The organism is Anaeromyxobacter sp. SG64 (assembly GCF_022690745.1).
In the GTDB taxonomy this organism is placed as follows: Bacteria; Myxococcota; Myxococcia; order Myxococcales; family Anaeromyxobacteraceae; genus Anaeromyxobacter; species Anaeromyxobacter soli.
This window is the reverse complement of record NZ_JALCZB010000036.1, coordinates 1-20,620: the sequence shown is the minus strand read 5'-3', so window position 1 is coordinate 20,620 and position 20,620 is coordinate 1. Positions and strand designations below refer to the sequence as shown.

Below are 20,620 nucleotides of genomic sequence, written 5' to 3'. Positions count from 1 at the left end.
ATGAGCAACGCCACGTTGATCGATACGACGAAGTGCATCGGGTGCCGCTCGTGCCAGGTCACCTGCAAGCAGTGGAACGACATGCCGGCGGAGCGCACGCAGCTCAACCCCTCCGTCGGCCTGCAGAACCCGCTCACGCTCTCCGCGAAGACCCTGACCGTCGTCACGCCGCACGAGGTCGACGCGCCGAGCGCGCCGGGCGGGCTGCAGTACGTCTTCGCGAAGCGGCAGTGCATGCACTGTGACGAGCCGGCCTGCGCGTCGGCCTGCCCGGTGACCGCCATCCACAAGACCAAGGAAGGGCCGGTCGTCTACGACGAGTCGAAGTGCATCGGCTGCCGCTACTGCATGTGGGCCTGCCCGTGGAGCGTGCCCATGGCGGAGTGGGACTCGCTCGCGCCGAAGATCCACAAGTGCGACATGTGCCACGGCCGGGCGCAGGAGCCCGCGCCCGCGCTGCGCAACGGCGAGGCGCTCACCGGCGAGGATCACCAGCGGTTCGCCGCGGCGATCGCGCTGCCGGCCTGCGTGAAGCAGTGCCCGGCGGGGGCGCTGAAGTTCGGGGACCGCGAGGAGCTCCTCCGCGAGGCCCGCGAGCGGATGGCGGCGAGCCCGGGGAAGTACGTCGACCACGTCTACGGAGAGAAGGAGGCCGGCGGCACGAACATGCTGTACCTCGCCTCCGTGCCGTTCTCGACGCTCGGGTTCCCGCAGGTCGGGACCGAGCCCCTCCCGCGGCGGAGCGCGGTCGCGCTCGGCGCGGTGCCGCCCGCCGTCATCGGCGTGGGCGCCGCGCTCGGCGGGGCCTACGCGCTGCACAAGCGGCGCGAGGAGGTCGCCAGGATGGAGCCGAGGCAGCTCAAGGCGGCGCACGCCGCGAAGCCGGACGCGCACGAAGCCCACGTCGAGTTCGCGCCCGTGAAGTCCAAGCTCTGGACGCCCGCGAACATCCTGCTCGCGGCGCTCATGGCCTTCGGCGGCGGCTCGTTCGTGGCCCGGTTCGCGCTGGGCCTCGGCGGCGCGACGAACCTCTCCGACACCTGGGCGTGGGGGCTCTGGATCGTCTTCGACCTCGTCTGGATCGCGGTCGCGGCCGGCGCCTTCGCGACGGCGGGCCTCATCTACGTGTTCCAGCGGAAGGACCTCTACTCCATCGGGCGCTCGGCCGTGCTCATGGGGCTCCTCAGCTACTCGTTCGTCACGGTGACGCTGCTCGCCGACCTCGGCCTGCCGTGGCACTTCTGGCAGCTCGCGCTGAACGCCCCCGAGCACTCGGCGATGTTCGAGGTCTCCTGGTGCGTCGGCCTCTACGTGACGGTCCTCCTCGCGGAGTTCCTGCCGGTGCCGTTCGAGCGGTGGGGCCTCGCGGGGGCGATGGAGACCTGGAAGCGCTGGTCGCCCGCCTACGTGGTCTTCGCCATCTCGGCGTTCGTGTACCTCATGTCCCGCAACCTCGTGTACACGGGCCTCGCCGCGGCGACCTTCGGCTTCATGGCCTGGGCGTTCCGCGCCCAGCCGGGCAAGAAGGCCGAGCCGATCATGCTCGCCATCGCGGCGGTGACGTTCTCCACGATGCACCAGAGCTCGCTCGGGTCGCTGTTCCTCCTCATGCCCGACAAGCTCGCCAGGGGCTGGTGGTCGCCGGTGATGCCGGTCTACTTCTTCCTCTCGGCGGTCGCGGCCGGCGTGGCGCTCATGGTGCTCGTGGAGATGTGGATCGCGAAGGGCTTCAAGCGCGCGCTCCGCATGGACCAGCTCGCGTCGCTCGGCAAGATCGCGTTCTTCGCGCTCGCGACCTACCTCGCGTTCCGCGTCGGAGACCTCGCGTTCCGCGGCGAGCTCGCGACGGCGCTCACCGGCCCCAAGGCGGGGCTGCTCGCCGCGGAGCTGCTCGTGGGTGGCCTCCTCCCGCTCGCCGTCCTCGGCTCGGCGAGGCTGCGCGCGAACCCGAGGACGCTGTTCCTCGGCTCGCTCCTCGCCACCCTCGGCGTCGTGTTCAACCGCATGAACGTGGTGGTGTTCGCGATGGACCTGAAGGGCGCCGCGCCGCAGATCGCGCCACAGGGCTACTTCCCGAGCGTCGTCGAGTGGGGCATCTCCATCGGCCTCGTCGCCGCGACGATCTTCCTCTTCGGCCTCGCGACCCGGCACATGCCGGTCCTGCCGAAGCAGGAGGGCCCTGCGGCCGCCGAGGCGGATCGCGGGGCGGACGCCGCCGCGTAGCAGGGCCGCTCGCGCGGCTCCGTTCCGAAGGCCCCCGGTCGCTCGCGGCCGGGGGCCTCTTCACTTGCTAGGATCACCGGACGATGACGAACGACGCAGCGACGAAGAAGTGGATCGAGAGCCACCCCTACCTCGAGGGCGTCGCGGCCTTCCAGGCGCTCGTCGAGGGCGCCGCCGCGGGGGCCGCGCCGCTGACGCGCCGCCCGGCGTGGGACGCCTACGTCGCGGATCTGGCCGCGGGCGTGCCGCTCCTGCGCAGCGCGCGCGCCCAGCTCGACGTCGCGCCCGAGGGCGGCGCCGCGCTCCGGACCATCGTGGCGCGCGTCGCGGCGGCCGACCTGCCCCCGTCCATCGCCGAGGGGGCGCGGGCGCTCGACGAGGAGCTCCGACAGGATCCGCGCGCGTCCGAGGCGGCGATCGCGTGGCTCGTGTGCGGCGCGCTGGAGAAGGGCGAGACGGAGGGCGGAGGCCTCGTCCGTTACCTGGGCTGGACCGCGCTCCAGCACGTGCTCGCGCCGGTCGTCGCCGAGTTCGACCGCTGGCGCGACGAGGAGCGCTGGGGCCGCGGAGACTGCCCCACCTGCGGCTCGGCTCCGACGATGGGCGCGCTCGTGACGGTCGCCGAGGGCCGCGGCCGGAGGCTCGCCTGCGGCGCCTGCCGGACGCGCTGGGCGTTCAAGCGCGTCGCCTGCCCCTTCTGCGGGAACGACGACGCCCACCGGCTCGGCGTCCTCGAGATCGATCAGGAGCCGGGCCTCCGGCTCGACGTGTGCGAGCAGTGCAAGGGCTACGTGAAGACGTACACCGGCACGCGGGACCTCGACCTCGTCCTCGCGGACTGGCCCACGCTGCACCTCGACGTGCTGGCCCGCGAGCGCGGCTACGAGCGGCTCGGCGTGTCGCTCTACGAGCTCGGGGCCTGAGGCGGAGACCGGCGCCGGCCCCTCCGGAAAAGTGGACGCGCGGGGCGGGCCCGCGGGAAAAGAGGCGCGTGACGAACGCCCGCGCCCCGGCCGCACCTCGCCGCGTCCGCATCGGCTCCCTCGAGATCGACGTGCTGGACCGCGAGGGGGCGCTCGACGCCATCGAGGCGCTGGTCCTCTCTGGACGGGGCGGCGCGGTGTTCACGCCCAACGTCGACCACGTCGTGAAGGCGGAGCGAGATCCGCGGCTCCGCGCCGCCTACGCCGCGGCGGACCTGGCGGTCGCCGACGGCATGCCGCTCGTGTGGGCCTCGCGGCTCCTCGGCACGCCGCTCCCCGAACGCGTCGCCGGCGCCGATCTCGTCGTTCCCCTCGCCGCGCGGGCGGCGCGCCGCGGCTGGCGGCTCTACCTCGTCGGTGGGGCGCCCGGGGACGCGGCCCGCGCGGCGGAGGTGCTCGCGCGCGATCCCGGGGTGACGATCGCCGGCGTCGACGCGCCCACCCTCGATCCCTCACCCGCGGGGGAGGAGGCGGGCCGCGCCGCCGCCGAGCGGGTGCGCGCCGCGCGCGCGGACCTCGTCCTCGCCGCGTTCGGGGCGCCGAAGCAGGAGCTCTGGATCCACCGCCACCTCGACCTGCTCCGCCCGGCGGTCGTGCTCGGCGTCGGCGCGAGCCTGGCGTTCGTCGCGGGGACCGTGCCGCGCGCGCCGCCCTGGATGTCGCGCGCCGGCCTCGAGTGGCTCCACCGGCTCCTGCGCGAGCCGCGCCGGCTGTGGCGCCGCTACCTCGTCGAGGACGCCGCGTTCACCGCCGTCCTCGTCCGGAGCTGGCGCGAGGCGCGCCGCGCCGCGCGCGCTCCGGGACCGCGCACCCGCTGAGGGGCGTGCGCGATCTGCCGTGCGGCCGGGCGATCGCCTCGCGCGGCCGGGGTCGCCCCGCGAACGGGAGCGGCGCGGGTGGCGGCGCACAAGCAGAACCGCAGGATGCACCGCCCCGGTGCGCTCGCCGCCGCCTGCCTCCTCGCCGCCCTGAGCGCGCGCTGCGGCGGCTCGGCCGCGAGCGGCGACGGGGCAGCAGCGCCGGGCTGCACGCTCGTGGAGGACGGCTGGGGTCCCGCGGGCACCGTGCCGATCCGGGTCGAGCGGGTCGCGACGGGCCTCGAGGTGCCCTGGGCGATCGCGTTCCTCCCCGGAGGCGACGCGCTCGTCACCGAGCGGCCCGGGCGCATCCGGCTCCTGCGCGGCGGCGCGCTCGAGGCGGAGCCGGTCGCGACCGTGCCGGTGGTGGCGGAGGGCGAGGGCGGGCTGCTCGGCATCGCCGCCGACCCCGGCTTCGCGGAGAACCGCCGCTTCTACACGTACCACACGGCGGACGAGGACGGCCGCAGGGTGAACCGCGTCACCCGCTGGCTGCTCGCCGAGGATCGGCGCTCGGCGCGCGTCGAGCGCGTGATCCTCGACGGCATCCCGGCGGCCGTGGTGCACGACGGGGGGCGCCTCCGCTTCGGTCCCGACGGCCAGCTCTACGTCGGCACCGGCGACGCGCGCGAGCCGGCGCGCGCGCAGGACCGCGGCTCACTGGGCGGAAAGCTCCTGCGCGTCACGACGGAGGGGGCGCCCGCGGACGGGAACCCGTTCCCCGGCAGCCCGGTCTTCCTCCTCGGGATCCGCAACACGCAGGCGTTCGACTTCCTCGACGCGCGGACGCTCGTCGTCGGCGATCACGGCCCGAGCGGCGACACCGGCCGGAGCGGGCACGACGAGGTGGACGTCGCGCGCGCCGGCGCGAACCTCGGCTGGCCGGACGTGTACTCCTGCGACACGGGGGAGGGCGTCACCACACCGGCCATCGTCTGGAGCCGCGCGGCGCCGCCGGGCGGGGGGAGCGTCTACCGCGGTGAGGCGGTCCCGGCGTGGAAGGGGAGCTTCCTCGTCGGGATCCTCGGCGCGCGCCACCTGCACCGGATCGTGCTCCGCGAGGACGGACGCGTGCAGGCGCACGAGGTCTACCTGCAGGGCGAGCCGCCCGAGGGGCTCGGCCGCGTCCGCGACGTTCAGCAGGGGCCGGACGGCGCGGTGTGGGTCACGACGAGCAACTGCGACGGCCGCGGGACCTGCCCGCCCGAGAAGGACGTGGTGGCGCGGATCGTGGCGCGGTGAGCGCGGCGCCTCGGGTCAGCGGAGCCCGATGAGCTGGCCGAGCCGCTTCTGCGCGGTCCCCGCATGGGGCGCGGGGATGCGGAGCCCGAGGGAGAGCGGCTCGTTGAGCCTTGCGCCGAGGTGCTTCAGGCCGGCCGGGAGGAGGTCGGCCGTGGAGGCCAGGTCGAGCCCACCCGGGAGCGCCCGCGTCCGGCGGCGTCGGCGCGACGCGAGGGCGAGCGTCATCACGAAAGCGGCGCAGAGGGTGAGGAGCGCGATCCCGACGGGCATGGTGTCACCTGGCGCGGCCGCCTGTTCGGCCGCAGACCTCCGAAGCTAGATCCCGGTCGCCAGGGCGTGACCCCCCCAGATAGGTCGCCCATGGCCCGCACCCTGGCCACAGCGGCCGGGGGGTCTATCGCTCGCTGGCCACACCCAGAGCTCGCCGCGACGGGCGAGGCGACCCGGCCTCCGCTTCGCGGCTCGGGGACGACTTCACCACTAGAGCCGTGGTCGCGCCCTGGTCGTCCCGCTCGACGAGACTCCTCCAGCGCGTCGGCGCGGGAGGAGCGCCACCGCGGCGACCGGGGTACGCTTCTCGCAGGGCTGGCGCTCGTGCCACCGCTCTCCCTGCATCTCCCCGACGTGCGCGACCGCGCCCGGGCGGCGTTCCTGGGCGCGGCGGTCGGCGACGCGCTCGGCGCGACCGTCGAGTTCATGACGGCGAGCGAGATCCGCGCCTCGCTCGGCGTGCATCGGGAGATCACCGGCGGCGGCTGGCTCCACCTGAGGCCGGGGACCGTCACGGACGACACGGAGATGTCGCTCTGCCTCGCCCGCGCGATCGACGCCGCTGGGAGCTGGTCCCTGCGCGGCGCCGCGGACGCGCTCGCCCGCTGGCTCCGGTCCGGACCGGTGGACGTCGGCTCGACCTGCCGGCGCGGCCTCCGCCGCTACATGCTCGACGGCACGCTCGAGGGGCCGCCGCACGACGGCGACGCGGGCAACGGGGCGGCGGTGCGGATGCCGCCCGTCGCGCTCCTCTCGCTCGGCGATCCCGCGATGCTCCGCCGCGTCGCGCTCGAGCAGGGCCACCTCACGCACCACCACCCGCTGTCCGACGCGGCGTGCCTGCTCGTGGGAGAGCTCGTCCAGCTCGGCTGCCTGGGGCTCTCGCTGCGCCGCCTGGGCGCCGCCGCGGCCGCGCTCGTCAGCGCCGAGCCGCGCTTCCGCTTCGCGCCGTACCCGGGCCTCGCCACCGGCTACGTCGTCGACACGCTCCAGACCGTGCTCCACTTCTTCTTCGCGACACGATCGTTCGAGGAGTGCCTGATCGCGGTCGTGAACCAGGGCGGCGACGCCGACACGACCGCGGCGATCGCCGGCGCCATCGCCGGCGCGTACCACGGTCCCGACGCCATCCCGCGGCGCTGGCTCAGGCGGCTCGACCCCGGGCTCGTGGAGGAGCTCGGGCGGCTCTCGACGCGCCTCGTGGAGCTGTCACCCGTCGGCCGCGGGGAGCCGCCGCGGGTTTGAGTCGGCAGCTTCAGAAGAGCACGCGCCGGACCCGCGCCTCGCCGCCGACGGCGAGCCACTCGCGCTCGCCCCGCAGGATGGCGCGCGGGAACACGTCCGGCGCGAGGAAGACGCGGGGGAGCGCGACCCGCACCTCCCACACGGTCGAGCCGAACTCCCACGCGCGCTCGCGATCGTCGGTGAACGAGCAGAGGTTGTTGAGCCGTACGATCCACTCGTGCCGGCCCACCTGCGAGACGATCTCGTGGTCGCCGGGATCGTTCACCCCGCGCCAGAGCGTCACCCAGCGCGCGCCCGGGCGGCGCCGCGCGAGCTCGTACTGCGTGAAGGTGTAGACGAGGTCGAGCTGGTCGAGGATCGCGCTCGTGCAGGCGCTGCCGCGCGTGCGGTCCTGCGCGTAGCGCGCGTACTCGGGCCCGTCGACGGCGCGGATCGGCGCGCGGTGGAAGCAGGGCGGGAGGCCCATGCGGCTCTCGACCCAGCCCTTCAGCACCGCGCCCTCGACGCTCGACGCGTCGACGCCCCAGCCGCGCAGGAAGCGCAGGTAGGAGTTCTTGAGGCTCCGCCGCGCCGAGGCGGTCGCCTGCTCGGCCCAGTGGTGGAGCTGGAAGCGCACCGAGAGCCAGTCGTCGAACATGAGCGCCCGCGCGACCGGATCGTCGAGCGCGTCGAGCGCGCGGAAGAGGAAGGCGTTCGAGGACCGCACGCCCTGGATCTCCAGAGGCACGGGGTGCTCGTTGAACTGGCAGCTCGCGATCACCCAGGGAGGCAGGTTGCAGCGGTTGAGCGAGATCGTCATGGTCGGTCGCGCCGGGAGCCCGCGGGATCCGGCCGTGTTCACGGCGTCCTGCAAGAACCGGCGCCTCCCTTTCGCCCGCTCGAGACGCTGGCACCGCGCTTGCGATGGGGGAGGGCATGCACGGCCGCGAGGCGCGCGAGGTCCAGGCCCTGCACGACGCCGCGCGCGTCCTCTGGCTCGCGACGGATCTCCGCGAGGCCCTGGACGCGACGCTGGCGGTGCTGCAGCTCGAGCTCGGGATGGAGAACGGGACCCTCTCGCTCTTCGACCCCGTGACGGGGGAGGTGTTCATCGAGGCGGCGCCGGAGATGCGCGACCGCGAGCGGATCCTCGGGCGCCTGCGGCCGGGGGAGGGGATCATCGGGCGGATCTTCGCGACCGGCATGCCCATCGCCGTGCCCGACGTGGGGGACGAGCCGCTGTTCCTCAACCGGACCGGGACCTGGCGCGATCTCAGGGAGGAGCCGCGGGCGTTCCTCGGCGTCCCCGTCCGCCACGGCCGGACCACGCTGGGCGTGCTCACCGTCGACCGGCGCCACAGCGCGGGCCCCATCTCCTTCGAGCGCGACCTCCGCTTCCTCGAGATCCTCGCGGGCATGATCGGCGCGCGCGTCCGGCTGCAGGAGCTCGAGAACCCGCGCCGCCGGGCGGTGCTGGAGGAGGAGGCCGGCGCGCCCGAGGCGCGGCTCCCGGGCATGGTGGGGGTGGGGCGCCGGATGCGCGAGGTGCTCGAGCGCGTCGAGCGGGTCGCCCGCAGCCGGGCGACCGTGCTCGTGCGCGGCGAGAGCGGCACCGGGAAGGAGCTCGTCGCGCGGGCGCTCCACGAGGCGAGCCCGCGCACCGGGCGGCCCTTCGTGGCGCTCAACTGCGCGGCGCTCCCGGAGGCGCTCCTCGAGAGCGAGCTCTTCGGGCACGAGAAGGGCGCGTTCACCGGGGCCGCCGCCGGTACGAAGGGCCGCTTCGAGCTCGCCGACGGCGGGACGCTGTTCCTCGACGAGGTCGGCGAGCTGTCCCTCTCCGCGCAGGCCAAGCTCCTCCGCGCCATCCAGGAGCGCCAGTTCGAGCGCGTGGGGGGGAGGCGCCCGGTGACCGTCGACGTCCGCATCGTCGCGGCGACGAACCGCGATCTCGACGCCGCCGTGAAGGAAGGCGAGTTCCGGCTCGACCTCTTCCATCGCCTCTCCGTCGTGACCGTGCTGCTCCCCCCGCTGCGCGAGCGGCGCGAGGACCTCCCGGCCCTCGCGGAGCACCTCGTCCGCGAGCTGTCGGAGGAGAACGGGCGCGAGGTGCGGCTCGGCGGGGACGCGCTCGAGGCGCTCCTCGCGCACGACTGGCCGGGCAACGTCCGGCAGCTCCGGAACGTGCTCGAGGCGGCGATCGTCTCGACCGAGGCGGCGGTGCTGCGGGCCGCCCACCTCGGGCTCGAGCCGGCGCGCGAGGCGCCGGGGGACGCGTGCGCGTGCGTCCGCGACGCGAGGGCGAGGGCGGCGGGCCTGGACGCGCCGCCCGCGGCGGCGGCGGAAGGAGCCGTCCCGGCCGGCGAGGAGCGCGAGGTGCGGCTCGCGCTCGAGCGCGCCGGGTTCGTGAAGGCGAAGGCGGCGCGCCTGCTCGGGATGACGGTCCGCCAGCTCGACTGGCGCGTCCGCAAGTACGGGATCGCCGTCGAGCGGTTCTGAACGGCCCGCGCGCCGCGCGGAGGTGAACGTGGACGACGACGTCGGGATCCGGGGGGCCACCCCCGCGGACACGGAGCCGCTCGCGCGGCTCCTCGGGATCCTGTTCTCCATCGAGGCGGACTTCCGCCCCGACCCGGAGCGGCAGCGGCGCGGGCTCGCGCTCATGCTGGGCGAGCCGGAGCGGCGCGCGGTGCTCGTCGCCGAGCGCGGGGGCGAGGTCGTCGGGATGGTCACCGCCCAGCTCGTCGTCTCCACCGCGGAGGGCGGGCCGGCGGCGCTCGTCGAGGACCTGGTGGTCGAGGCGGCGGAGCGCGGACGCGGCGTGGGGCGCCGGCTGCTCGAGGCGATCGAGGGCTGGGCCGCCGCGCGCGGCGCGTCGCGCCTGCAGCTCCTCGCGGATCGGGAGAACGACCCGGCCCTCGCCTTCTACGCGCGGACGGGCTGGCGGGCGACGCGCCTCGTGTGCCTGCGGCGCGGCGGCCGCTGAGCCTGAACGGCGCATCATGTTCCGGAAATCGAGTCGACGAGCGAAGCGAGTCCGCCGGGGCGCCACCGCGATGGCGGCGAAGCCGCCCGCGGCGGCGCACGGGACCCGGCGCGCCGGGGTGGGGCCCCGACGAGCTCTGCTCGGCGGGGCGGGGGCGCAGCCCTCATCATTCGTCACAAGTTCGGGTACTCGCCGGACGAGCGGCGGGTGTTTCGACCACGGCTTCCGTGCGCATGACGGATTCGGGGCATCGACGGGGTCGGCGCACGCGCTCGTGCTCGACCCCGATGAACGCGGGAAGGCGGCGGAGCAGGCGAGCGTCTCGTCGTGGTCGAACCGGGCCCAGCGACGGCGTGACTTCGCGCGGGGAGCTCGCGGACTTCTCGAAGGCGCCTCCGCAGCTCGCCCCGAAGCACGCCCTGGAGCGTCGCGGAAGGTCGACCGTATTCACCTTGGGTGACAACTATCGCCAGCGGTAGTGCCGGTCGGTGCCGCGGCTCTTCTCGCGACGAAGCAAGACGTCCCAGATGCGGTGGGTGAGACATTTCCCATTGACGCCTTCTCGCTTCGATCGCGCTCGGCATATGAGTAGGCGCGGGAGGGCCGCTCTCGCGAACGTGCCCCGCGCGTGAAGCGCGCGCCGATCGGTTTGAGGCTCCGACGAGGGCGCAGCGGAGAACGCCGCGCAGGCGCGAGCCTGGAGCGTCTCCGGAGCTCCGGAAATCGCGTGTTACGAAGGGTGTACTGGAGGTGCACACCCATGTCTGCGCCCGCTGCTCTCGAATCGAACGCGCTCGCGATCCGCCTGCGCGAGCTCGCCGGAGAGGAACGAAACGTTCAGGTCGACTTCCTCCTGCACCTCGACGAGTTCGATCGGCGCCGCGCCTTCGTTGAAGCCGGCCATGCGTCCCTGTGGGCCTATTGCCTTGAGGCGCTCCACCTCCGCGAGGGCGCCGCCGGGCGGCGCATCCAGGCGATGCGCGTGCTGCGACGCTTTCCGACACTGGAAGCCCCACTCCGCGATGGCCGTCTCTGCCTTTCCACCGTCGCGCTCCTCGGCCAGGTGCTCACCGAGGAGAACGTGGACGACCTCCTCGCTCGCGCCGCCTTCCGGACCCGGGCCGAGGTCGAGCACCTCGTCGCCTCCGTCCAGGCGCGCACCGCTCCGCGTGCTGGCCTCCGCAAGCTCACCGAACGCGCGCCCACCGCGGGAAGCGCAGCGCTGCAGCTCCCAGCTTCCGATGCCGGGCAGGCCGAGACGGCGACCGAGCCCGGCACCGCGAAGCCGACCCTCGATCCGGGACCCGCGGCCGGCGCTCTGCCGGGGCCCCCGCCCCCCGCAGCGCAGCCGAAGCGACGGGCCGAGACGCTCGCCGTCTCGGAGAGCCACTGGTCGCTCCGGGTCACGCTCGACCGCGCCTGCAAGGAGGACCTCGAGACGCTCCGGTCGCTTCTGTCGCACAAGGTCCCGGACGGCGACCTCGCGGCGGTGCTCCACGAGGCGATCCGCTGCGCCATCGAAAAGCACGGCAAGCGCAAGGGCGCGGTCGCGCCGGAGCGGAAGACGAAGAGAGCGAAGCAGGCCGGGACGACGATTGCCAGCGCGTCGAAGAAGACCGCGGCGAAGCCGCCGGCCGCGAGGACCACGATCCCGGCGATAGTGCGCCGCGCGGTGTGGACGCGCGACGGCGGGCGCTGCGCCTGGGTCGGCCCGGACGGCTGCCGCTGCAACAGCCGCTGGAAGCTCGAGCTCGACCACATCCAGCCCGCCGCCCTCGGGGGACCGTCCACGATCGAGAATCTTCGGCTCGCCTGCCGAGCTCACAACCTGCTTCACGCAGAGAGCACCTTCGGGCGCGAGCACATGGATCGCTTCCGCCGCGACGCGGGCGACGGGCCATCGTCGCTCTCGCGCGCTGACGTGGCGCCGCTGCGTCCCGTCAGGCAGCTGGGAATGTGGGCGCCGTGACCCTGCGGCAGCCCGCCCGGAGTTGGGAGAACCTCCGGCGAACCGGGGTTGGGTCGCATGGCCGCGCGGCCAGAGCGACGACTCGCCGCTCGCGTACTTCCGGGCTTCCGAACCCCTGCGCCCCCGCCGGTGACGCTCACCGCTCTGCCGCCCGCAGTGCTCCGCCCGGAGCGTTCCGGCGCGCGCGTGCTGACCCGTCGATGCCCAGCCGGAGCGCGCGGTGCGCCGCTCGGCCGACCGAAGCCGCTCCCTCGGTTCAGCAGCCGAAGATGTGACGAATCCTGAGGGCGCAGCCCCCGGTCATAAGACCCGCTGTCGGGTTCCGCACGTGATGTCGGGTTTCACCCAGCGAGCAGCGTCCGATGTCGAACACGCGCGGAGGCCTCGGCGCCGCGCGGCGCGAGAGCCTTGCGCGCGCGGGGGCAGATCGCCTCCCGGGCGCGCAGGATTCGCGCGCGGGGCCGCGGTACGGCCCTTGCTCTCTCTCCTCGCGAACACGGCGCGGGACGGTCCCCGCGAGGAGAACGAGACGACATGAGGCAGATCGCGATCTACGGGAAGGGCGGCATCGGCAAGTCCACGACGACGCAGAACTTGGTCGCGGGGCTCGCCTCGCTCGGCAAGAAGGTGATGATCGTCGGCTGCGATCCCAAGGCCGACTCGACGCGCCTCATGCTGCACTCGAAGGCGCAGACGACGGTGATGGACCTCGTGCGCGAGCGCGGCACCGTCGAGGACCTCGAGGTCTCCGACGTGCTGAAGGTCGGGTACGGCGACGTGAAGTGCGTCGAGTCCGGCGGCCCGGAGCCGGGGGTGGGCTGCGCGGGCCGCGGCGTCATCACGGCCATCAACTTCCTCGAGGAGAACGGGGCGTACACCCCCGACCTCGACTTCGTCTTCTACGACGTGCTCGGCGACGTCGTGTGCGGCGGGTTCGCCATGCCGATCCGCGAGAACAAGGCCGAGGAGATCTACATCGTGGTGTCCGGCGAGATGATGGCCATGTACGCGGCCAACAACATCGCGCGCGGCATCCTGAAGTACGCCTCGTCGGGCAAGGTCCGGCTCGGCGGCCTCATCTGCAACTCGCGCAACACCGACCGCGAGGCGGACCTGATCGAGGCGCTCGCGGCGAAGCTCGGGACGCAGATGATCCACTTCGTCCCGCGCGACAACCAGGTCCAGCGCGCCGAGCTGCGGCGCATGACGGTCATCGAGTACTCGCCGGAGCACAAGCAGGCGAGCGAGTACCGCGAGCTGGCGCGGAAGATCTCCGAGAACAGGAAGCTCGTCGTGCCGAGGCCGCTGCAGATGGAGGAGCTCGAGGAGCTGCTCATGCAGTACGGCATCATCGCGGACGAGGACGAGTCGCAGGTCGGAGTCGCCGAGGCAGCGGGCGCGTAGCGCAGGGCACGGGCGAGGAGAACGACGATGTCCAATTCGGTGAAATCGGTCGACGGCATCACGAAGGAGTCGACCCAGGCGATGATCGACCGGACGCTCGAGGCGTATCCGGAGAAGGGGAAGAAGAAGCGCGCGCCGCACCTCGCCCCGAACGACCAGGCGTCGGGCAGCGCCTGCGTGAAGTCGAACCGGAAGACGGTCCCCGGCGTCATGAGCGCCCGCGGCTGCGCCTACGCCGGCGCCAAGGGCGTCGTGTGGGGCCCGATCCGCGACATGGTCCACGTCTCCCACGGGCCGGTCGGCTGCGGCTGGTACTCGTGGGGCACGCGCCGCAACCTCATGAGCGGCGTGAACGGCGTCTCCAACTTCGCGATGCAGTTCACCTCCGACTTCCAGGAGAAGGACATCGTCTACGGCGGGGACAAGAAGCTCGCCGTCCTCCTGCGGGAGGCGAAGGAGCTCTTCCCGCTCGCCAAGGGCATCTCCGTGCTGTCGGAGTGCCCGGTCGGCCTCATCGGCGACGACATCAACGCCGTCGCCAAGCAGATGTCGAAGGAGCTCGACCTCCCGGTCATCCCCTGCAACTGCGAGGGCTTCCGCGGCGTCTCGCAGTCGCTCGGGCACCACATCTCCAACGACACGATCCGCGACTACATCATCGAGACGCGCGAGTTCTCCGAGCCGGAGACGCCGTACGACATCGCCCTCATCGGCGAGTACAACATCGGGGGCGACGCGTGGTCGACGAAGCCGCTCCTGGAGGAGTGCGGCTTCAACGTGAAGGCCGTCTGGACCGGCGACGGCCAGATGGAGCACATCGCGGCGACGCACAAGGTGAAGCTCAACGTCATCCACTGCTACCGCTCCATGAACTACATGTGCAAGGTCATGGAGGAGAAGTACGGCGTGCCGTGGATCGAGCTGAACTTCTTCGGGCCGACGAAGATCAAGGAGAGCCTGCGCAAGCTCGCCGAGCGGTTCGACGACCGGATCAAGGCGAACGTGGAGAAGGTCATCGCCAGGTACGATCCCATGATGCAGAAGGTGATCGAGGAGGTCCGGCCCCGCCTCGAGGGCAAGAAGGTCATGCTGTACGTCGGCGGCCTGCGACCGCGCCACACCGTCAGCGCCTACGAGGACCTCGGCATGGTCGTCGTCGGCTCCGGCTACGAGTTCGCCCACGCGGACGACTACGACCGGACCGCCCCCGAGATGCCCGACGCGACGGTCATCTACGACGACGCCTCCGAGTACGAGCTCGAGCGGTTCGTCCACGACCTGAAGCCGGACCTCGTCGCCTCCGGCATCAAGGAGAAGTACCTGTTCCAGAAGATGGGGCTGCCCTTCCGGCAGATGCACAGCTGGGACTACTCCGGCCCGTACCACGGGTACAAGGGCTTCCCGATCTTCGCGCGCGACATCGACATGGCGATCAACAGCCCGACCTGGGGCTTCGTGAAGTCGCCGTTCTAGCCGGAGGGGGCCACGGCCCCCGCCACCTCTCGAGACCTCGATCCGCCGTCCCGCCGGACGGAACGCCACCCGCTTGCCCGAAGGAACCGACACATGGCGAACAACCTTGGACTGACCGTCAAACCCGTCTGCGAGATCACGCGCGAGGACGAGGAGCGGGTCCGCGCCTGGATCGACACGCCGGAGTACCGGGAGAAGAACTTCGCGCGCCAGGCGCTGGTGGTGAACCCGGCCCACGCCTGCCAGCCGCTCGGCGCAGAGCTGTGCGCCCACGGCTTCGAGGGGACGCTGCCGTTCGTGCACGGCTCGCAGGGCTGCGCGTCCTACTACCGCTCGACGCTGAACCGCCACTTCCGCGAGCCCGCGCCGGCGGTCTGCAGCGCCATGACCGAGGACGGCGCGGTGTTCGGCGGGCAGAACAACCTGCACGAGGGGCTGGAGAACGCCTGCGCGCTCTACGCGCCGAAGATGATCGCCATCTTCACCTCCTGCATGCCGGAGATCATCGGCGACGACGTCTCGTCGTTCCTGAAGAACGCGAGGGCCAAGGGGCACCTCCCGAAGGACCTCCCGGCCCCCTACGCCAACACCCCCAGCTTCAGCGGCTCCCACGTCCACGGCTACGACGCCATGCTCGGCGCCATCCTCGAGACCCTGACCGAGGGGAGGGCGGTGGAGGGGCGCTGCACCGGCAAGCTCAACTTCATCGCCGGCTTCGACGCGAACACCGGCAATTACCGTGAGTACAAGCGGATCTTCGAGGCCTTCGGGATCCCGTACACCTTCCTCGCCGACATCTCCGAGACGTTCGACTCCCCCCTCGACGGCACCTACCGCCTGTATCCGGGCGGCACCCCGCTCGAGGAGGCGGCCGACTCCATCAACGGCAAGGCGACGCTCTCCGTCGCGCCCTACGCCACCACCAAGACCTTCGGGTGGGTGAAGGAGAACTACTCCGGCAAGCACGTCTCCATGCCGATGCCGATGGGCATCGCCAAGACGGACGCCTTCCTCCTGAAGCTCTCGGAGCTGTTCGAGAAGCCGGTGCCGGACGCGCTCGCGGCGGAGCGCGGCCGGGCGGTGGACGCGATGACCGACGCCCACCAGTACGTCCACGGGAAGCGGTTCGCCGTCTACGGCGACTCCGACTACCTCCTCGGCTACGTCTCCTTCCTGCTCGAGATGGGCGCGAGGCCCGTCCACGTCCTCTGCTCGAAGGGCTCGAAGAAGCTGGAGAAGGAGCTCCACTCGCTGCTCGACGCCTCGCCCTACGGCAAGGACGGGAAGGTCTACATGAACAAGGACCTGTGGCACCTGCGGTCCCTGCTCGTGACGGAGCCGGTGGACGCGCTCATCGGCGACACGCACGGCAAGTTCGCCGCGCGCGACGCGAAGATCCCGCTCTTCCGCTTCGGCTTCCCCATCTTCGACCGCGTCAACAGGCACCGCTACCCGCTCGTCGGCTACCAGGGCGTCGTCAACATGGTCACCGAGATCTGCAACAAGTTCATCGATCTCCAGGACGACGGCTGCGAGGACCGCTTCTTCGAGATGATGCGGTAGCGGCCGCGCTCGATCCCGACCCCGAACCCGAGCGAGGCGGCCATGCCGCGGCCCGACTACTACGACGCGCCCGACTGCGAGACGAGCGAGAAGGGCGCCCCGAGGTTCTGCAAGAAGTCCGAGCCCGGCGAGGGCACCGAGCGGAGCTGCGCGTTCGACGGCGCGCGCGTCGTGCTCATGCCGGTGACGGACGCCATCCACCTCGTGCACGGGCCGATCGCCTGCGCCGGCAACTCCTGGGACAACCGCGGCGCGCGCTCCTCCGGGTCGCAGCTCTACCGGCGCGGCTTCACGACGGAGATGCTCGAGAACGACGTGGTCTTCGGCGGGGAGAAGAAGCTCCGCCGCGCCATCGTCGACCTCGCGTCGCGCTACCCGGAGGCGCGGGCGATCTTCGTCTACGCCACCTGCGTCACGGCGATGACCGGCGACGACGTGGAGGCCGTCTGCAGGTCGGTCGCGGGGGAGGTGCCGGTCCCGGTCATCCCGGTGAACACCCCGGGGTTCGTCGGGGACAAGAACATCGGCAACCGGCTCGCCGGCGAGCTCCTCCTCGAGCACGTGATCGGCACGGCCGAGCCCGAGACGACGACCCCGTACGACGTGAACCTCATCGGCGAGTACAACATCGCCGGCGACCTCTGGGGGATGCTGCCCCTCTTCGAGCGGCTCGGGATCCGCATCCTGTCCTGCATCTCGGGCGACGCGCGCTTCGACGACCTGCGCCACGCGCACCGCGCCCGCCTGAACGTCATCATCTGCTCGAAGAGCCTCACGAACCTCGCGCGGAAGATGAAGAAGCGCTGGGGCATCCCGTACCTGGAGGAGTCGTTCTACGGGATGACCGACACCGCGACCGCCCTGCGCCACATCGCGCGCGAGCTCGATCGCGGGCGCGGCGACGGGGCGAGCGCGATGGCCGACGCGGTGGAGGCGCTCGTGGCCGAGGAGGAGGCGCGCTGCCGCGCGCGCATCGCGCCGCACCGGGCGCGGCTCGAGGGCAAGCGCGCGGTGCTCTTCACCGGGGGCGTGAAGACCTGGTCGATGGTGAACGCCCTGCGCGAGCTGGGCGTCGAGATCCTCGCGGCGGGGACGCAGAACTCCACGCTCGAGGACTTCCACCGCATGAAGGCGCTCATGCACCGCGACGCCCGCATCATCGAGGACACCTCGACCGCCGGGCTCCTCGGGATCATGCGCGAGAAGCTGCCCGACCTCGTCGTGGCGGGCGGGAAGACGAAGTTCCTCGCGCTCAAGACGCGGACGCCGTTCCTCGACATCAACCACGGCCGCGCGCACCCGTACGCGGGCTACGAGGGGATGGTCACCTTCGCCCGCCAGCTCGATCTCACCGTGAACAACCCCATCTGGCCCGCGCTCTCCGCGCGGGCGCCCTGGGAGCTGCCGGAGGCCGCCCTCGAGGCCGAGCGCGCGGCGGCGCGGGGCCACGCGGCGGCGCTCGCCGCCGAGGACCTCTCCGCGTCGCGCGTCGCGGTGCCGGCCAAGGCCGCGACGGTGAACCCGCAGAAGAACTCGCCCGCGCTCGGCGCGACGCTCGCGTACCTCGGCGTGGATCGCATGCTCGGGCTCCTCCACGGCGCGCAGGGCTGCTCGACGTTCATCCGGCTGCAGCTCTCGCGGCACTTCAAGGAGTCGATCGCCCTCAACTCCACGGCCATGAGCGAGGACACCGCCATCTTCGGGGGCTGGAGGAACCTGAAGGCCGGGCTCGCGCGCGTCATCGAGAAGTTCCACCCGGGCGTCGTCGGGGTCATGACCTCGGGGCTCACCGAGACCATGGGCGACGACGTGCGGAGCGCGATCGCCGAGTTCCGCCGGGAGCGCCCGGAGCACGCCGGCGTGCCCATCGTCTGGGCGTCCACGCCGGACTACTGCGGCTCGCTGCAGGAGGGGTACGCCGCGGCGGTGGAGGCCCTCGTCACCACGCTCGCGGAGGGAGGGACGCCGATCCCGGGGCAGGTGACGCTGCTCCCGGGCGCCCACCTCACTCCCGCCGACGTCGAGGAGCTGAAGGGCATGATCGAGGCGTTCGGACTCTCGGTCGTCGCCGTCCCGGACATCGCGAACGCCCTCGACGGCCACATCGACGACGAGGTCTCGCCGCTCTCGACGGGCGGCGTGGGGGTGGACGCGATCCGCTCCGCGGGGCGGAGCGTCGCCACGATCTACGTCGGCGACTCGCTCGCCCGGGCCGCGCTCCGCCTGGAGGAGGCGTTCGGGATCCCGGCCCACGGCTTCACCTCGGTGACGGGCCTCGGGGAGGTGGACCGGCTCGTCGCGACGCTCGCGGCGATCTCGGGTCGGCCCGTCCCCGGCGCGCTCCGCCGGGCGCGGAGCCGCCTCATGGACGCGATGGTGGACAGCCACTACGCGTTCGGCGGGAAGCGCGTGGCGCTCGCGCTCGAGGCCGATCACCTGAAGGGCCTCACCCGCTTCCTGCACGGGATGGGGTGCGAGATCGGCGCCGCGCTCGCCGCGACGCGGACCCGTGGCCTCGACGCGCTGCCCGCGCGGGCGGTGTCCGTCGGCGACCTCGAGGATCTGGAGACCGCGGCCCGGGGGGCGGACCTCGTCGTCGCGAGCTCCAACGGGCGCCAGGCGGTCGCGAAGCTCGGCGTGAAGGCCCACCTGCGCGCGGGCGTGCCGGTGTTCGACCGGCTCGGCGCGCACCAGAAGGTCTGGGCCGGCTACCGCGGCACGATGAACCTCGTGTTCGAGGTGGCGAACCTGTTCCAGGCGAGCGCGACCGAGGCGCAGCGGCTCGCGCACAGCTGACGGCGGAGGTCACCATGCGGATCGCGTTCACGAGCACCACGGGCGAGCGGATCGACGAGCACTTCGGGCGGGCGGACCACTTCTACGTGTGGGAGATCGGGCCCGGCGCGGCCCGCTTCCTCGAGCGCGTCAGCGCGATCACGAGCGCCGACGACGAGGAGGACCGCATCGCCGCGCGGGCGAGCGCGCTCGCCGGCTGCGCCATCGTCTACACCGCGCAGATCGGCGGACCCGCCGCGGCGAAGCTCGTCTCGCGCCGCATCCACCCGATGAGGACGAGCGGCGAGGTGGCCGTGGCGGAGGTGGTCGAGCGGCTGCAGGAGGTCCTGCGCGGCCGGCCGCCGCCGTGGCTCCGCAAGGCGATGGCGCCCGCGGGAGCGGGCGCCGCGGCGGAGACGCCGGCGGACGAGGCGAAGGACGACTGAACGGCGCCGTGAAGGGCGCACCACACGGGAGAGGAGACGGTCATGGCGTTCATCACGGGGCTGACGCGCGGGAAGCGGGAGTGGACCCCACGGTTCGTGCGGAACATCGATCCCGAGCTCTGCATCGGGTGCGGCCGGTGCATCAAGATCTGCGCGCACGGCGTGCTCGCGCCGGCGGAGGTGGACGAGGAGGAGTCCGCGAAGATGTTCGCCGCGGTCGAGAACGCGGACGACTGCATCGGCTGCGAGGCCTGCGGCCGGACCTGCAAGAAGGGCGCGTTCTCGTTCGAGCCCCTGGCGGCGTGAGGACGCCATGCGCCTGCCCGTCCTCGCCCGTCCCGACGCCGCGCCCCCCGCGGCGAACTGCACGTTCGGCCGCGGCTGCGGCGACGCCCCGCCGGCGCTCCCCGCCGACGTCGCCGCGCTCGTCGCCGATCACCCCTGCTACAGCGAGGATGCGCACCACCACTTCGCGCGCGTGCACGTCGCGGTGGCGCCCGCGTGCAACGTGCAGTGCCACTACTGTAACCGGAAGTACGACTGCTCGAACGAGAGCCGGCCCGGGGTGGTGTCGGAGCGGCTCCGCCCCGAGGACGCGGTGCGCAAGGTGCTCGCGGTCGCCGCGGAGCTCCCGGAGCTGTCGGTGGTCGGGATCGCGGGGCCGGGGGACGCGCTCGCGAACCCGGACGCCACCTTCGCCACGCTGGAGGGCGTGCGGCGCGCGGCGCCGGATCTTCGCCTGTGCCTCTCCACGAACGGCCTCGCCCTGCCCGAGCACGCGGCGCGGCTCGCCGCGGCGGGGGTGCGGCACGTGACGGTGACGGTGAACATGATCGACCCCGCCGTCGGCGAGCGGATCTACCCGTGGGTGCTGCGGGGCGGGCGCAAGCTCCGGGGCGTCGAGGGCGCCCGGCTCCTGTCCGCGCAGCAGCTCGAGGGGATCGCGGCGCTCGCCGCGCGCGGCGTGCTCGTGAAGGTGAACTCGGTCGTGATCCCGGGCGTGAACGACGCGCACCTCCCCGACGTCGCCCGGGCAGTCCGCCGCGCCGGCGCGTTCCTCGTGAACCTCGTCCCGCTGATCTCGGAGCCCGAGCACGGCACGCACTACGGTCGCACCGGTCAGCGGGGCCCGACCGCCGAGGAGCTGGAGCGCGTCCAGGTGGCCTGCGAGCTGGACGCCCGGGTCATGCGGCACTGCCGGCAGTGCC

Annotated in this window: 17 protein-coding genes; 15 read left to right on the top strand and 2 right to left on the bottom strand. The window is 72.8% G+C overall.

What is annotated here, in order from left to right; genetic code table 11:
* The 4 genes from MNZ29_RS12595 to MNZ29_RS12580 all read left to right on the top strand — a co-directional run bounded on the left by MNZ29_RS12595 (window position 1) and on the right by MNZ29_RS12580 (window position 5,305).
* Window positions 1-2,223, top strand: coding sequence for a 4Fe-4S dicluster domain-containing protein (locus MNZ29_RS12595; protein WP_242339330.1), 2,223 nt, complete (start codon window positions 1-3; stop codon window positions 2,221-2,223).
* A gap of 83 nt (window positions 2,224-2,306) precedes the next feature.
* Entirely contained in the window at window positions 2,307-3,146 is an 840-nt protein-coding gene (locus MNZ29_RS12590; RefSeq protein WP_242355457.1) for a formate dehydrogenase accessory protein FdhE, read from the top strand.
* 68 nt (window positions 3,147-3,214) lie between these two features.
* Window positions 3,215-4,024, top strand: a complete 810-nt coding sequence (locus MNZ29_RS12585) for a WecB/TagA/CpsF family glycosyltransferase (protein ID WP_242355455.1) — start codon at window positions 3,215-3,217, stop codon at window positions 4,022-4,024.
* A gap of 105 nt (window positions 4,025-4,129) precedes the next feature.
* Window positions 4,130-5,305, top strand: a complete 1,176-nt coding sequence (locus MNZ29_RS12580) for a sorbosone dehydrogenase family protein (protein WP_242355453.1) — start codon at window positions 4,130-4,132, stop codon at window positions 5,303-5,305.
* A 15-nt stretch (window positions 5,306-5,320) separates the two neighbouring features.
* Here the strand turns inward: MNZ29_RS12580 and MNZ29_RS12575 are convergent, their stop codons facing one another.
* Window positions 5,321-5,575: a hypothetical protein gene (locus MNZ29_RS12575; RefSeq protein WP_242339323.1), complete on the bottom strand. Its 255-nt coding sequence runs from the start codon at window positions 5,573-5,575 to the stop codon at window positions 5,321-5,323.
* Between the two features lie 324 nt (window positions 5,576-5,899).
* Between MNZ29_RS12575 and draG the strand changes: the two genes are divergently transcribed.
* Window positions 5,900-6,820 carry an ADP-ribosyl-[dinitrogen reductase] hydrolase gene (gene draG / locus MNZ29_RS12570; protein WP_242355451.1) on the top strand — a complete coding sequence of 307 codons (921 nt, stop codon included), beginning with the start codon at window positions 5,900-5,902 and terminating at the stop codon, window positions 6,818-6,820.
* A gap of 10 nt (window positions 6,821-6,830) precedes the next feature.
* Here the strand turns inward: draG and MNZ29_RS12565 are convergent, their stop codons facing one another.
* Complete coding sequence (locus MNZ29_RS12565) at window positions 6,831-7,619, bottom strand: NAD(+)--dinitrogen-reductase ADP-D-ribosyltransferase (protein WP_242339319.1); 789 nt, start codon at window positions 7,617-7,619, stop codon at window positions 6,831-6,833.
* Window positions 7,620-7,735: 116 nt separating this feature from the next.
* Between MNZ29_RS12565 and MNZ29_RS12560 the strand changes: the two genes are divergently transcribed.
* From MNZ29_RS12560 to nifB, 10 genes are all read left to right on the top strand, one after another.
* Complete coding sequence (locus MNZ29_RS12560; protein WP_242355449.1) at window positions 7,736-9,295, top strand: sigma 54-interacting transcriptional regulator; 1,560 nt, start codon at window positions 7,736-7,738, stop codon at window positions 9,293-9,295.
* 28 nt (window positions 9,296-9,323) lie between these two features.
* Window positions 9,324-9,782 carry a GNAT family N-acetyltransferase gene (locus MNZ29_RS12555; protein ID WP_242355448.1) on the top strand — a complete coding sequence of 153 codons (459 nt, stop codon included), beginning with the start codon at window positions 9,324-9,326 and terminating at the stop codon, window positions 9,780-9,782.
* Window positions 9,783-10,542: 760 nt separating this feature from the next.
* Window positions 10,543-11,751, top strand: coding sequence for an HNH endonuclease (locus MNZ29_RS12550; RefSeq protein ID WP_242355447.1), 1,209 nt, complete (start codon window positions 10,543-10,545; stop codon window positions 11,749-11,751).
* A gap of 534 nt (window positions 11,752-12,285) precedes the next feature.
* Window positions 12,286-13,155, top strand: coding sequence for a nitrogenase iron protein (nifH, locus tag MNZ29_RS12545; protein WP_242341245.1), 870 nt, complete (start codon window positions 12,286-12,288; stop codon window positions 13,153-13,155).
* 27 nt (window positions 13,156-13,182) lie between these two features.
* Window positions 13,183-14,628 (top strand): nitrogenase molybdenum-iron protein alpha chain, encoded by a 1,446-nt coding sequence (gene nifD / locus MNZ29_RS12540; protein ID WP_242355445.1) that lies wholly within the window; start codon window positions 13,183-13,185, stop codon window positions 14,626-14,628.
* Between the two features lie 93 nt (window positions 14,629-14,721).
* On the top strand, window positions 14,722-16,191 hold the full coding sequence (nifK, locus tag MNZ29_RS12535) for a nitrogenase molybdenum-iron protein subunit beta (RefSeq protein ID WP_242355443.1): 1,470 nt from the start codon (window positions 14,722-14,724) through the stop codon (window positions 16,189-16,191).
* Between the two features lie 42 nt (window positions 16,192-16,233).
* Window positions 16,234-18,987 carry a bifunctional nitrogenase iron-molybdenum cofactor biosynthesis protein NifEN gene (locus tag MNZ29_RS12530; RefSeq protein ID WP_242355441.1) on the top strand — a complete coding sequence of 918 codons (2,754 nt, stop codon included), beginning with the start codon at window positions 16,234-16,236 and terminating at the stop codon, window positions 18,985-18,987.
* 14 nt (window positions 18,988-19,001) lie between these two features.
* On the top strand, window positions 19,002-19,412 hold the full coding sequence (nifX, locus tag MNZ29_RS12525; RefSeq protein WP_242341249.1) for a nitrogen fixation protein NifX: 411 nt from the start codon (window positions 19,002-19,004) through the stop codon (window positions 19,410-19,412).
* Window positions 19,413-19,454: 42 nt separating this feature from the next.
* Window positions 19,455-19,718: a ferredoxin III, nif-specific gene (gene fdxB, locus MNZ29_RS12520; RefSeq protein WP_242355439.1), complete on the top strand. Its 264-nt coding sequence runs from the start codon at window positions 19,455-19,457 to the stop codon at window positions 19,716-19,718.
* A gap of 7 nt (window positions 19,719-19,725) precedes the next feature.
* A partial coding sequence (gene nifB / locus MNZ29_RS12515) for a nitrogenase cofactor biosynthesis protein NifB (protein WP_242355437.1) occupies window positions 19,726-20,620 on the top strand: 895 nt, incomplete at its 3' end.

Excerpts from the sequence above, each read along its gene's own strand:
- MNZ29_RS12550 (WP_242355447.1), top strand. The coding sequence starts at position 10,543 with ATGTCTGCGCCCGCTGCTCTCGAATCGAACGCGCTCGCGATCCGCCTG.
- fdxB (WP_242355439.1), top strand. The coding sequence starts at position 19,455 with ATGGCGTTCATCACGGGGCTGACGCGCGGGAAGCGGGAGTGGACCCCA.
- MNZ29_RS12560 (WP_242355449.1), top strand. The coding sequence starts at position 7,736 with ATGCACGGCCGCGAGGCGCGCGAGGTCCAGGCCCTGCACGACGCCGCG.
- nifX (WP_242341249.1), top strand. The coding sequence starts at position 19,002 with ATGCGGATCGCGTTCACGAGCACCACGGGCGAGCGGATCGACGAGCAC.
- MNZ29_RS12575 (WP_242339323.1), bottom strand. The coding sequence starts at position 5,575 with ATGCCCGTCGGGATCGCGCTCCTCACCCTCTGCGCCGCTTTCGTGATG.
- nifD (WP_242355445.1), top strand. The coding sequence starts at position 13,183 with ATGTCCAATTCGGTGAAATCGGTCGACGGCATCACGAAGGAGTCGACC.
- MNZ29_RS12595 (WP_242339330.1), top strand. The coding sequence starts at position 1 with ATGAGCAACGCCACGTTGATCGATACGACGAAGTGCATCGGGTGCCGC.
- MNZ29_RS12530 (WP_242355441.1), top strand. The coding sequence starts at position 16,234 with ATGCCGCGGCCCGACTACTACGACGCGCCCGACTGCGAGACGAGCGAG.
- MNZ29_RS12580 (WP_242355453.1), top strand. The coding sequence starts at position 4,130 with ATGCACCGCCCCGGTGCGCTCGCCGCCGCCTGCCTCCTCGCCGCCCTG.
- MNZ29_RS12590 (WP_242355457.1), top strand. The coding sequence starts at position 2,307 with ATGACGAACGACGCAGCGACGAAGAAGTGGATCGAGAGCCACCCCTAC.
- nifH (WP_242341245.1), top strand. The coding sequence starts at position 12,286 with ATGAGGCAGATCGCGATCTACGGGAAGGGCGGCATCGGCAAGTCCACG.
- MNZ29_RS12565 (WP_242339319.1), bottom strand. The coding sequence starts at position 7,619 with ATGACGATCTCGCTCAACCGCTGCAACCTGCCTCCCTGGGTGATCGCG.
- nifK (WP_242355443.1), top strand. The coding sequence starts at position 14,722 with ATGGCGAACAACCTTGGACTGACCGTCAAACCCGTCTGCGAGATCACG.